Raw genomic sequence first — 12,882 nt, 5'->3', positions numbered from 1 at the left:
AGAATGACATATGTCACGCCGAAATCGCCATCTCGTCCTCTTGCTCGGTGCTGTCGTGGCGGTGGCGTTTACGCTCACGCTCCAAGTCGGCGAGCGGCTCGTTCGGATTCCGGGCGATCTGGTGGCCTGTGAGCCCGAGGGGACCTGGCTCACCTCGGCCAATGAGCAGCTCCTCCCCGATGGCTCGGGCCGCGAGCTTCGGCTGGAGCCGGGTGGGGTCTACCAGCTCGTGCGGGCCACAGAAGAGGTCGCGCACCATGTCGATAAGCCCACGGGGCATCTGCTGGGAATTACCCCCGACCTCCGCGCGGTGGTCTACGAGCCAGGCTTTCCGACAGCACGCCCCAAGAACCCGGAGGTCGCCGCGATCACCGCATTTGGCATTGGTGAGCATGGCATCGCCCCACCCCAAACAACACGTCTTCCCCTGCCCAAGACCGTGCGGACAGTCGCAGACGGCGTTCTCTCCCCCGATGGCCAGCAGGTTGCCTGGTGCTTTGTCAGCGAGTACGAGCGCCCCGGGATCGGGCTCTTGCGGCGCTTCTCCCCACCCCTGGCAGACCGCTTCCCTCCCCACCGGATGTGGGAGGTCTGGCTCAGCCGCACCGATGGGAGCCAGCTACGCGAGGTTGCGGCCGCACCGGAGCCGCCGTTCGACGGCTGGCATGTCCCGCCCCCTACTCCCACCGGGTTTCTTACCGTGGGCTGGAGCCGCAAGACCGGCCAGCTCCAGCTTGCCTACCACGGCACGCGCTACCGCCTCCGCTAGCTCTCCTCAGCAGGCTCCCCCTTGCCCACAAAGACATCGGCGTACTTGCGAGCATCTTTTGCCAATGGGTGCTTGGGGTAGCGCCGGACGAAAAGTGCCATGAGCTGAGAGGCTTCCTTGCGATGGTCGAGGAGGGGGTGGTTGCGGCGGCGCACCTTGCCCTCGTCCCAGCCGCTGTCGGCCGCCCACCAGCGTCCCTTTTCATCGGTGCGCCACCACTCATTGAGGTGCTCTAGCTTCTCGGCGGCACAGGCAGCGCGGTAGAGCGCGGCGGGTGCGCTCTTTGTCTGGGGGTAGTCGGCAGCAATCTCCAGACAGATCTGCCGGGTGTGGGCATAGACCTCGTGCTGGTACATGTAGCGCTGGACCGCTCTATCATCGGCAGGAGTCGCGACATCACGGTTCCAGAAGTAGTTGAAGGCAAACATGCGCTCACCCTGCCAGAGCGGCGCATTGTAGAGCTGAAGGAGCCCCTGCGTGTAGTAGGCCCGCGCGTAGGCAAAGCGTGCCGCCGCCTTCGCCTCGGCACCCCGTGCCTGCTTGGACTTCAGGTCCAGAAACGCCAGGCTCTCCAGGGTCTGACGAGTTGGGTGGAGAGACTCCGCCCACCACTCGTCTTTGTAGCTCTCGGGGAGGGCAAAGGCGGCGTAGGACTTCGCAGGTACACGGGCTAGCCAGCGCCGGGCCTGCGCCCACTGCTCGATCCGCAGGTGGCGCAGGGCGATGCTATAGGCAAGGAGCTCTTTGTGGTGGGTGCGGGTGCGCTGGTAGCTCTCGAGAGTCGCAATCGGCAGGCGCGCATCGATGAGGTAGGCATAGTCGTCGCGGTAGTCCAGCGCGAGGTACTGGTCCAGCGCGGTGGGCAAGTCCCCCTGTGCCTCCGCCACCAAGGCAAGTAGCTCACGGGTCGCGTGGCGGATATTGCTGCGGGGACAGCGCGTCAGAACCTGCTCAAGATCTGCCCGCGCCTCCTCGAAGCGCTTCTGGCGGTAGCGGCTCCCCGCCCGTACGTAGAGCGCCCGGGCGCGAACTTTCTCATCGGCCATGCCGGTTGCTGAGCTAGCCCAAGTCGCAGCACGACGGTAGGCATGAGCCTGGTAGTAGAGCTCCGCAAGCCGCACACGCACCACCGGCGGGAGTGCCTCCCGCGCTGCGATCCGATCTGCCAGCAGGGTCAGGCGCACCAGGTCAGCGGGCTTGTTGTCGCAGTGGTAGAGCCGGAAGTAGAAGTAGGGCGCAGCGAGCTCCGGCTCGCGCACCAGCCGCTCCAGAAAGACTCTGCCCGTGTCCGGCTTGAAGAGAGCCAGCGAGTGGGAGATGCCCTTGACGGCGAAGCGGTAGGCGCGAAAATCGGTGGCTTGGGGCAGGGCGCGGAGGTAGGCGATGAGCTGGAGAGTGCGCAGGCGTGGCTCCGCCGCCGTGTTTTGAAACTGCCGCCGCACCGCCGCGATCGAGTCGCCGTCGTTGAGGGCGCAGTAGGTGGTCGCGGCGGCCTCGTAGCGCCCTTCGTCGAGGTCGGCACGGGCGAGCAAGCCACGGGCAGCGACACGGAACCGCGTTTGCGGGAAAGCACGCAAGAGCTGCTCGGTGGCGGCGCGGCCTGTACGGACACTATCGGGGATGGCTTTGTGGAGCAGGCACGCCCGGGCGATCATGAGCAAGGCCGCCTCACGCTTCTCCCCTTCGGGAAACTGACGAATCTGTGCCTGCCAGAGGGAGGTCGCCTCTTTGTAGTTCAGCCACTGCACCAGCCCTGCAGCGTGCTGGTAGGCGGCATGCTCTCGGAGCCAGGGCGGCAGCGTGCTCTCGGCATGAAGCGCAGCCAGCTCCCGACGAGCGGCGTTCCAGCCCGTGTTGGGACCTTCGAGCGCATCGAGCGCCGCGAGATAGCGACGGAGCGGCTCCGCAGGTGGATTGGTATGGACGAGCACCTCACACCGATCCTGCACGATGCCACTCTTTCCAAAGCGCATCGCGAAGCCCTCCCAGAGCCGTCGCGCACTCAACCAGTCTCCACGCTCGGTCGCAGTACGCGCCCGGTGCTGGGTTTCCCGTAGGGCTCGCTGACGGTTTGCCGCACGCTCGTTGTCGTGCTCGTAGCTCAGCTCCGCGTGCTCAATCGTACCATTGCCCCAACCCGAGCCTGGACGGTCATCTTGCTCCCCGCCACCCATCAGTCCCCGACGCGGAGGGATACCAAAATCAGGCTTGTTGCTGTTAAAGTGAATCGATGCCAGGTTATCGCTCCAGCTTGCTCCCGCAGGTGTCGTGAGTGCAAGTGTCGCCGCGAGTGCCAGTACCGCCGAGCCCCCTCTTGTCATTTCCCCTCCCCTACCAACGGCGTTGTACCGTCTTGTGTGACCACGCGCCAGTGCACCTTCAGCGCCCCGATGTCGGTGCCTTTTAGATGGAGCGGCCCCGCCGTGAGCACGCTCTTCGGAGCCAGGTTCGCAGCGCTCCAGCGCACGCCCGTGGCGCGGAGCGGGCTCGCAACGCGCTCGGGGCTCTCGGCAAAGAGCGTCGCCTTGGAAAAGCCTCCCGGCGCGACCTCTAGCACGCCCGGCGAGGCAAGCTCCAGGTCCAGCGTGACGGTATCCGGCCCCAGCGCACTGCCCGCGTCACCGTCGTTGACCAGATCGACAAAGACCAGTGTCCCCGCCTCACTCCCCCCTTCCAGCGCGCTCCAGGCAGCGGCGGGCTTGGTACGGAGGCGCACTCGCGGACGTAGCTGCGGGGTCTGATGGTTCAAGAGTGCGGTCAGGGTGGGAAGCGGCAGGGTGGCGGTCTCGCCGGGCTCGGGGAGGCGAAAGAGGACGATCCCTGTGCAGCTTGCGGGCCGGTTTGGCGTGGTCAGCGCGAGCGCTCTCTGGAGCGAGAGCAGAGTTGGCAGATCAAAGAGAATCCGAAAGTCCACGGCCTCCGCGTGGGCCGATGTGAACTCTAGCCGGCGGTTGCCGGTGCGCGGGTCGGTCTCGGCGCGGAGGCAGCGAAAGCTGGGATCGCCAGAGAGCGTGTCGGCACCGCCATCGCGGTACATTCCCCGGAGCCGCCCCGGCCCATCGAAGACCAGCGCGTGGCCGTAGGCCGGCAGCCCCGCACGAAACGGCTTGCCCCGCCGCCCCGCCGCCGCGAGGCCTCGCTCCAGCACCTTGGGGCTGAAGATCGGGGTGAAGTCGGTGTAGCGCCGTGGGGTCTGCGACTCGTAGAACTGCGGCACGGAGAAGTCCAGCGCGTCCAGCACAGGGTCGAGGTTGCGGCTGCTGTACCAGCTCGTGAGTAGGGTCGCCGAGAGCTGCCAGCCGGGGAGCTTGGCGCGCAGGGCCCTGAGCAGCGTGGCGTAGCGCGGCAGGAGGCGTGTCGGGAAGTCGAGATCGCACTGGAGGCCAACGACGTCCCCCCCGACACTCTGCGCCGCCTGCTTCTGCGTGCGAGCCGCACCCGCGATCGCCTCCGCGAGTGTCTCTTCCGGGATGCTCTCCAGCCGCGCCAGCACATCCGCCGATGCATTGAAGACCAGGTGGACCTTGAGCCCCTCGGCGCGGCTCTGCCAGGTCTGCTTGAGAGTCACCCCCAGCGCCCCGTCGCTGTCGCTTCGGTAGAGCAGCCCCGCGTGGACAAAGAGCTCGCCCACGCCCGCGGCACGGAGCTGCTGGGCCTCGTCGGGCTTCAGCCGAAACGGGCGGTGCCAGTACCAGAGCGACTTGGAGAGCGGGGGAAGCGGCGTCCTCGCCCGCCGCCAGGCCCAAGCTCCCCAGATAGCGCTGGCAAGCGCAAGCCCCAGCAGAATAAACTTTGAGCGGGGCTTCATCGTAGGCCCATTCTACCTGTGAGAAACGCGTTATGCCCTAGGGCTCTCTCCGGCAAAGAGGTACAATGCGGGTGTTATGCCTAAGCTTACGCAGCTGATTGCCGGTGTCGTGGTCCTTGGCGTCGTCGGAGGCGGGGTCTCCTACTGGCGCTCCCTTCCCCCGAAGATCGAGGTCGTTCTTCCCCAGACCAAGACCGTCACCGAGAGCATCTCCGCCTCGGGGCGGCTTCGAGGCGAGCTGGAGACCAGTGTGGGGGCGCGGGTGAGCGGCCGGGTCGCCAAGGTCCTGGTGCGCGAGGGCGACCGCGTGCGCCAAGGCCAGACACTCGCCCTGCTCGACGATGAGGTGCTGCGGTCTCAGCTGGCCCAGGCCGACGATGCCGTGCGCACGGCCCGGGCGACACTGGCCCAGTCCGAAAATGCCATCCAGACCGCCCAGTCCCAGGTGAGCCTCGCCGCGCGCAAGCCCCTCGCCTCGGATCTGACCCGCCTCAAAGCCGATACCAACCAAGCGGTCGCGGTGGCTGAGGCGCGGCTGGCGGGGGCAAAGCAAAAGCTCATCTTCGCCCAGAGGCGGCTCGCGGAGCTGAAGAAGGGCCCGCGCGACGAAGAGATCGACGCCACGGAGGCCCAAGTGCGCCAGTCCGAGGCGAGCCTCGCCCAGGCCGAGCGCGATAAAAACCGCCAGGCCCAGCTCGCCAGAGAGGGCGCGGTCGCACAGAACGCCGCCGACCAGGCCGAGACAAACTACTGGGTCGCCAAGCGGACACTGGAGAACGCCCAAGCGCGGCTGAGGCAGCTCAAGGCGGGGACCCGCCCCGAACAAATCGAGCAGGCAGAGGCCGATGTCAAGGCCGCGGAGGCCGAGGTCCGCGCCAGCGAGGCGACAGTCGCCGGCGCAAAGGCCTCGGGGACGGCGCAGGTCAGCTCGCTGCTCTCCACGCCCCGCTCCGAGGACATCGTGGTCGCCCGCAACCGGGTGAGTGAGGCCACCCGTGCCCGTGAGGTGGCCCAGTCGCGCCTTGCGGAGGCGGAGCGTGCCCAAGAGGTCGCCAAACAGCGCCTCGACGATGTGATTGTCACCGCACCGTTTGAGGGAACCATCACCCAGATCGTCACCGAGGCCGGCGGCGTGACCGGCCCGAGCGCCGCCCTCGTGCGCCTCGTGCGAACGTCGGTGCCCGAGATTCGCATTGATCTGGATGAGGTCAACCTGGGCAAGCTGCGTGTCGGGCAGGCCGCCGTGGTCTCCTGCGATGCCTACCCCGGCGAGACCTTCTCCGCCAAGGTCCGTGAGCTTGGCGCTCAGGTGGACACGGAGCGCGGGACGGTCGAGGTGCGCTTGACGCCCGTCGATCCCCCCAATTGGCTGCGGCCCGGCCAGACCCTCTCGGTCAATATCAAGCTCGGGGAGCCCACCCAGCGCCTCGTGGTTCCGCTCACAGCTGTCACCACCATTGGCGGCATCTCGACGCTCTTTGTCGCGGAGGGGGGCACGGTGCAGAAGAAGACCGTCAAGGTCGGCCCGCCCGGCCCCGACGGCATCCCGGTGATCGAGGGGATTGAGGCGACCACGCAGATCGTGCTCAGCCCGGTCGGCCGCAAGCCCGGCGACCCCATCGCCCCGGTCGTGATCAAGCCCTCCCCTGGCCCTGGAAAGTAGGTACGTCATGCGATTTGAGAGCAAGCTCGCCTGGCGCCACCTGGTCTCCGGCGGCGGTCAGACCGTCTTGACTGTCTTTGCAGTCGCCATCGCCGTGACCGTGATCATCTTTATCCAGACCCTGATTACCGGGGTCCAGAAGCGCTTTATCGGTGATCTGGTCGGCTCCCTGCCGCACGTGACGGTCAAGGCACCCGATCCCCTGCCCAAGACCCTGGCCGAGGTGACCACGCAAAAAGACGGCGAGCTGCTCGCCAGCGACCAGCAGAAGTCTGTCCAGCAGCGCACCGACCTGGAGCAGTGGCAGAAGCTTGAGGTCGAGCTGGCGCAGTTTCCCCATGTCAAAGTGGTCGCTCCCGCGGTCCGTGGCAGCGCCTTCCTCATCCGCGGGGAGAAGCGCTTTGCCGTGACGGTCTCCGGCGCCGAGCCCGCCAAGCAAGAGCAGGTGAGCTTCCTGCAAAAGGACCTCATCGCCGGGCGCTGGCTCGACCTGCGTCCCGGAGAGGTGGTGATCGGGATTCGCCTCGCGGAGGACGCGGGCGTGCGGCTCGGGGACCGGGTGCGGATGCAGTCCGCGCAGGGGGTGAGCGAGAGCTTCACGATCGCCGGGTTGGTCTACACGGGCAACAACGCCACCGACCTCGGGCAGGCCTTTATCACCCTCCGCGATGCCCAGAGCCTCTTTCGCACCGGCCAGAATGTCAGCTCCATCTTGCTCAAGCTCGACGATGCCTTTCTCGCCGACACGGTGGCGGACCAGATCAATGCGAGCCTCCCCTACAAGACCGAGTCGTGGATGAAGGACTCCGCGTTTATCCTCAATGCTATCCGCTCCCAGAACCAGTCGCGGGACATGATCTGCACCTTTGTCCTGCTAGCAAGCGCCTTTGCGATCGCGTCGGTTCTGATTGTCTCCGTGATCCAAAAACAAAAGCAGATCGGTATCCTCAAGAGCATGGGCGCACGCGACAAACAGATCCTCACGGTCTTCACGCTGGAGGGGCTCGGGGTCGCTATCGCCGGTGCGCTTGTCGGCTGCATCTGGGGCTACTTCTTACTCCGCGCACTCGAAAACATCCCCCAGGCTGCCCGGTTTGGAAAAGTGGATAAGCTCTTCAACATCATCTACGACCCGACCATCTTCGGCGGTGCCTCCGCCGCCGCGATCATCGCCACCCTGATCGCCGCCATTCTCCCCGCCAGCCGCGCCTCCAAGCTCAACCCCGTCGAGGTGATCCGTGGCTGAGCGCCCGATTGTCCAGACCATTGCCTTGCGCAAGACCTACAACCCCGGCACCAGCAAGGAGGTGGAGGTGCTGCATGGGGTCGAGATGCAGGCGTTTGCGGGGGAGTTTGTGGCCATTATCGGGCAGTCCGGCTCGGGGAAGAGTACGCTGCTCAACATCTTAGGGGCGCTGGACACGCCCACCAGCGGGCAAGTCCTCATCGACGGTATCGATAGTGCGACTCTCTCGTCGGACCAGCTCGCGAGCCTACGTGGCACCAAGATTGGCTTTGTCTTTCAGTTCCACCACCTTCTGGAGGAGTTCACCTGCCTGGAGAACGCGCTGATGCCGGTCTCGATTCAGAAGGGCGCGCCAGAGAAGGACGATATCGCCTACGCTAAGAAGCTGCTGACACGGGTGGGGCTGGAGAGCCAGATGAACAAGCGGGCGAACCAGATGTCGGGAGGGCAGCAGCAGCGCAATGCGATTGTCCGGGCGCTCTGCAACAAGCCCAAGCTCGTGCTCGCCGATGAACCGACCGGCAACCTAGACTCCCACTCCGGCGCGGAGGTCTTTGCACTGATGCGGGAGATCGCCAAGGAGACCGGGGTTGCGTTTCTCATGGTCACCCACGACGACCGCCTCGCCGCCGCCGCCGACCGCATCCTCCGCATCGAAGATGGCCTCATGACCGAAATTATTCCCCCGTCCGGGTACCCCACGAAGTGAGGGTGGTGGGGTTAGGGGGCCGTCAGGTACGGCTGGGGGGTGGCGAGGTGGTTCTGGACGTAGTCTGTGACCGCGTCTTCGAGGGAGCGGAACGGCACATCGCAGCCTGCGTTGCGTAGCTTCTGGATGGTGGCCTGGGTGTGGTACTGGTAGTTGCCCTTGAGGCGCTCGGGCATCTCGATGTACTCGATCTGCGGCTCCAGGCCCAGCGCCGTAAAGACCGCGTTGGCCAGCGCGTTCCAAGGGCGGGCATCGCCGGTGCCGATATTGTAGATGCCGTTCTCCTCCGGGTGCTGCAAGAACCAGAAGAGCACCTCCACACAGTCCTTGACATAGACAAAGTCCCGCGTCTGGCCACCGTCGGGGTAGTCCGGGTGGTAGCTCTTGAACAGCTTGATGACACCCGTCTCCTGCACCTGATGAAACGCCTTGTGCACCACAGAGCGCATGTCGTCTTTGTGGTACTCATTGGGGCCAAAGACATTGAAGAACTTGATGCCCACGATCTCCTCAACCAGCCGGGTGCGGAGCGCGTGGAGATCAAAGAGATGCTTGGAGTAGCCGTAGCGCGTGATCGGGCGGAGCAGAGGGACCAGCGCGTCGTCGTCGGCGAAGCCCAGCTCACCGTCGCCGTAGGTCTGCCCACTGCTGGCGTAGAGAAAGCGCACACCCCGCGCGGTCGCCCACTCCGCCAGGGTCTTGGTGTAGCGAAAGTTGTTCTCCATGAGGTAGTCGCCATCGGCCTCGGTGGTGACGGAACAAGCGCCCAGGTGGACAATCGCATCGGGCTGAAAGTCGAGCTCCCCCGCCTTGAGCTGCGCCAGAAACGCGGTCTTGTGGAGGTAGTCGCTGTAGCGCAGGCCCAGCAGGTTGCGCCACTTCTCCGATGTATTGAGGTTATCCACGATCAGGATATCGTCGATCCCCGCCTGGTTCAGGCGCCAGACCATGGCGCTCCCGATAAAGCCGGCACCCCCGGTGACAATGACACGATTCACAGGGAGCAGTGTATCATTTTGTGGCCCGTGTTCTCTGTCCACGGCGCAGGATCGGTAGCTCGAAGCCATAGGTCAGGAGCGCCGAGAGCGCCAGGGAGACACCCCAGGCGACCAGCGTAAAGCGCACCCGCAGGCCCATGTCCGTGACCTTCCAGGGCTCGGTGATCCCCATGGCCTTTTGTAGGAGAGTCGCCACCAGCGTATGCCAGAGATAGAGGTTGTAGGAGACCAGCGCCAGGAACCGGAGCGGCAGCCCACAGCCCAGCGGCGAGAGCGCTCCCCCCACGGTCGTCACGAGTAGCGCGACCGCCAGAGGCAGCCGGACCAGCGCCTGGTGGTTCATCTCCCCGTTGTGCTCCTGGTCGTGGCCATCGAAGGACTTAAAGAGCCAGAGCACTACCGCTAGCCCCAGCAGGCAGAGCAGGCTCCAGGCTGCGTGGGGCTTGACCCGCTCTCGCAGGACGCGCACTAGCGCCGCACTCGCCATCCCGCCGCCAAACAGATCGAGAAACGCGGGGAGCTGGTTCATCCGCATCGTGTAGCCCATGCCCTCGGTGCCGGTTCCTACTACCCACTGCCGGTAGGCCAGCGCCAGCAGGGTTAAGAAAAACCATCCCAGAATCGGCCCTAAGAGTGGGCGGCGCAGGTATAGCACGGCGAGAAGGGGGAAGAAGAGATAGAACTGCACCTCCACCCCCAGCGACCAGAAGACCCCATGGATGGAGTAGTAGGTCTCAAAGGTCAGCGGGTGCAGGAAGCTCAGGTGGGAGAGAAGATGGAGCCAGGGCTTCTCCCGCACTCCCGGCTCGGGGAGGAGCACCAGCGCAGCGACCAAGCAGAGCCAGTACGACGGCAGAATCTTGAAGGCGCGCCGAGAGAGATAGTGCACGAGCCCCGGCCACTTCCCGGCGCGGGCGAGCGGCCAGTAGAGGCAGAAGCCACTTAAAAAGAAGAAGATCTCCACCCCGAGATAGCCCCGCCGAGGCAGGCACTCCAGGATGCCAAGACGCTCCAGCGGGTTCCACCACGACTTCTGCCAGAGGTGAAAGAGCACCACCAGCGCAATGGCTAGCCCACGCAGGCCATCCAGAACTTCCAAGCGTTCGTCACGTCGCACGCTCTATAGTATCGGCAAAAAATAAACAAAAAAATAAACCAGGAACCTGAACCGGATTCCCTCGGTAACCATCTATTAAATAGCCATGCTTCGACGTGCCTCCCTCTTTGCGATCGGGCTTCCGCTTGCCGCCCTCACGGCAGCGGCCGCACTGCCCCAGAAAAAAGCGGCTCCTAAGAAACCCGCTGCCGCGCCGACCGCGCAGAAAGCCGCGACGGTCAGCGCGGGTGCGTTTGAGCGCGACGTGCTCCCGCTCGTCCAGAAGTACTGTGTCGGGTGCCACACCGGGCCCAATGGCTCCGGGGGAATCAACCTCAGCGGCGAGAAAAACTTCGCCGCCGTGCTCAAGGGCCGTGTCTCCTGGGACCGGGTGAGCGCCGCCGTGCTAGAGAAGCGCATGCCGCCGTCGGGGAGCCCCGCCCCCACCGACCCGGAGCGCAAGAAGCTCGGCAACACGCTGGAGAGCCTCTTCTCCCAGGCCGACTGCCAGCTCAACGACCCCGGCCGGGTCACCATGCGCCGCCTCAACCGCGCCGAGTATAACAACACCCTCCGGGACCTGCTCGGGGTAGACCTGCACCTGGCGGACTCCTTCCCCAACGACGATGTCGGCTACGGCTTCGACAATATCGGCGATGTGCTCTCGCTCTCACCGCTACTGATGGAGAAGTACCTTGGTGCCGCGGAGAAGGCCGCGCGCGCCGCCATTGTCGCCCCGGAGGACAAGCTCCGCGCCGTGAAGTTCACCGCCGCACAGCTCAAGGGCCCCGGCAGTGTCACGGGCGAGGGCTACCTACTCTCCAGCAACGGCGAGGCGGGCACGGAGTTTGACTTCCCCGCTCCCGGCGAGTACACCATCGTGGTCCGGGCAGGCGCGACCGCCGCCGGCCCGGATATCGACCTGCCCAATAAGAAGCGTGGCCCCGATCCGGCCAAGATGGCGATCAATGTCGGGGGCAAGCCCGTGCGCATTGTGGCTGTCATCACGGGACCAAGCAACCCGCAGGACTACCGCACCACCGTCGCGATCGAGCAGCCCGGTAAGCAAAAGCTGGGCGCGGCGTTCCTCAACGACTTCTACGATGAGAAGCTTCCTCCGGAGCGGCGCGACCGCAATCTCTATGTCGAGTCGGTCGCGGTGCAGATTCCCGATGATGTCCAGAAGATGATGATTAAGCGAGAGCTTCCGTTCTCGCACCGGAAGATCGTAACGGATACGCCCGAGAACGCCACCGATGCGGAGTGGGATCGCGCCGCCAAGGCCGTACTGGTCCCGCTGGCGCACCGCGCCTTCCGCCGCCCCGTGACCGACCCTGAGGTGCAGCGTCTGATCGGGCTCTCGCGGCTGGCCAAGAACCAGAAGCAGTCGTTTGAGCGCGGGATTCAGATCGCGCTCCAGGGCATCCTGGTCTCCCCCAGCTTTCTCTTCCGCCCGGAGCCGGATGCCAAGCCCGACGATCCCACGGCGCGGCGGCAGCTGACCGACCACGAGCTGGCGACTCGGCTCTCGTACTTCCTCTGGTCGAGCATGCCCGACGACGAGCTTTTAGGGCTGGCGGACCAGAAGAAGCTCCAGAACCCGGCGGTCTTGCTCGCGCAGGCCAAGCGGCTCCTCAAGGACCCACGCTCCCGTGCCTTGGCCGATAACTTCGCCGGACAGTGGCTCCAGCTGAGAAAAGTGGGGGTTGTCCAGCCCGATACCGCGCGCTTCCCCGCCTTCACGGAGCCCCTTCGCCAGGCCATGCGCACCGAGGCCGAGCTGTTCTTTACGGGGGTTGTGCAGGAAGACAGGAGCATCCTGGAGTTTCTGGACTCGGACTACACCTACCTCAACGAGACTCTGGCCAAGCACTACGGCAACCCCACGGTCAAGGGCGACGAGTTCCGGCGCGTCCCGCTTCTTTCCGGCCAGCGCGGCGGTGTGCTCTCAATGGCCTCCGTGCTGACTCTCACCAGCAACCCGGGACGGACATCCCCGGTGAAGCGTGGCAAGTGGGTGCTGGAGAACCTCCTCGGCACGCCGCCGCCACCGCCGCCACCCAATGTCCCCGCACTCGATGCCCCTGGCAAGCCGATTGAGGCCGAGAACCTGCGCAAGCGGCTTGAGATCCACCGTGCTAACCCCGCCTGTGCCAACTGCCACACGCAGATGGACGCGATCGGGCTGGCAATGGAGAACTACGATGCGGTCGGTAAGTGGCGCACCGACGATGGCGGCAAGCCGATCGATGTCAGCGGTACCCTCCCCGATGGGAGCAAGTTCGACGGCCCCAAGGACCTCAAGAAAGTGCTGCTCGCGAAGAAGGGCCAGTTCACCAAGGCCATGACCGAGCGCCTGCTCACCTACGCCCTCGGGCGCGGGGTCGAGCGAACCGATAAGTGTAACCTAGAAGTCATGGCAAAATCCGTGGAAGCCAAAGGCTATAAGTTCTCGTCGATGGTAGAGGCCGTGATCACCAGCCAGCCGTTCCGCGAGCGGCGCGGCGATGAGTCCGGCAAGAAGTAACACTAGTGCCGGGCACTGAAGACCCCGGCAGAAGAGCAAGGGAGCGTCCCGAGGACGCGGCAAGCA

9 protein-coding genes are annotated in these 12,882 nt (G+C 65.2%); 5 read left to right on the top strand and 4 right to left on the bottom strand.

What is annotated here, in order from left to right:
- The first annotated feature begins 10 nt into the window (after positions 1-10).
- Entirely contained in the window at positions 11-769 is a 759-nt protein-coding gene (locus HNQ39_RS11565; protein WP_184195693.1) for a hypothetical protein, read from the top strand.
- Here HNQ39_RS11565 and HNQ39_RS11560 read toward each other — a convergent pair.
- Positions 766-3,090 carry a tetratricopeptide repeat protein gene (locus HNQ39_RS11560; RefSeq protein ID WP_184195690.1) on the bottom strand — a complete coding sequence of 775 codons (2,325 nt, stop codon included), beginning with the start codon at positions 3,088-3,090 and terminating at the stop codon, positions 766-768. The two genes, HNQ39_RS11565 and HNQ39_RS11560, sit on opposite strands and share 4 nt — an antisense overlap.
- A complete protein-coding gene (locus HNQ39_RS11555; RefSeq protein WP_184195687.1) occupies positions 3,087-4,577 on the bottom strand; it encodes a DUF3142 domain-containing protein in 1,491 nt (496 codons plus the stop codon). Before HNQ39_RS11555 ends, HNQ39_RS11560 begins: the two co-directional genes overlap by 4 nt.
- Before the next feature lie 76 nt (positions 4,578-4,653).
- Between HNQ39_RS11555 and HNQ39_RS11550 the strand changes: the two genes are divergently transcribed.
- Genes HNQ39_RS11550 through HNQ39_RS11540 form a run of 3 tightly spaced genes read left to right on the top strand, consistent with a single transcriptional unit; the run spans position 4,654 to position 8,195 of the window.
- A complete protein-coding gene (locus HNQ39_RS11550; protein WP_184195684.1) occupies positions 4,654-6,240 on the top strand; it encodes an efflux RND transporter periplasmic adaptor subunit in 1,587 nt (528 codons plus the stop codon).
- A gap of 7 nt (positions 6,241-6,247) precedes the next feature.
- Positions 6,248-7,486, top strand: a complete 1,239-nt coding sequence (locus HNQ39_RS11545; protein ID WP_184195681.1) for an ABC transporter permease — start codon at positions 6,248-6,250, stop codon at positions 7,484-7,486.
- Positions 7,479-8,195, top strand: coding sequence for an ATP-binding cassette domain-containing protein (locus tag HNQ39_RS11540; RefSeq protein WP_221289952.1), 717 nt, complete (start codon positions 7,479-7,481; stop codon positions 8,193-8,195). Before HNQ39_RS11545 ends, HNQ39_RS11540 begins: the two co-directional genes overlap by 8 nt.
- An 11-nt stretch (positions 8,196-8,206) precedes the next feature.
- On the opposite strand, the gene rfaD is transcribed toward HNQ39_RS11540, so the two are convergent.
- The gene (gene rfaD / locus HNQ39_RS11535; protein WP_221289951.1) at positions 8,207-9,193 is read right to left on the bottom strand and encodes an ADP-glyceromanno-heptose 6-epimerase; all 987 of its coding nucleotides are present in this window, start codon (positions 9,191-9,193) and stop codon (positions 8,207-8,209) included.
- 13 nt (positions 9,194-9,206) lie between these two features.
- Positions 9,207-10,310: an acyltransferase family protein gene (locus HNQ39_RS11530; RefSeq protein ID WP_184195675.1), complete on the bottom strand. Its 1,104-nt coding sequence runs from the start codon at positions 10,308-10,310 to the stop codon at positions 9,207-9,209.
- An 85-nt stretch (positions 10,311-10,395) separates the two neighbouring features.
- Between HNQ39_RS11530 and HNQ39_RS11525 the strand changes: the two genes are divergently transcribed.
- Entirely contained in the window at positions 10,396-12,816 is a 2,421-nt protein-coding gene (locus HNQ39_RS11525) for a DUF1592 domain-containing protein (protein WP_184195672.1), read from the top strand.
- Positions 12,817-12,882 lie beyond the last annotated feature (66 nt).

Origin of the sequence: Armatimonas rosea, from assembly GCF_014202505.1 — a bacterium.
Taxonomy (GTDB): Bacteria; Armatimonadota; Armatimonadia; order Armatimonadales; family Armatimonadaceae; genus Armatimonas; species Armatimonas rosea.
Note: the sequence above shows the minus strand (reverse complement) of the source record. Positions and strands in the feature narration are given on the sequence as shown.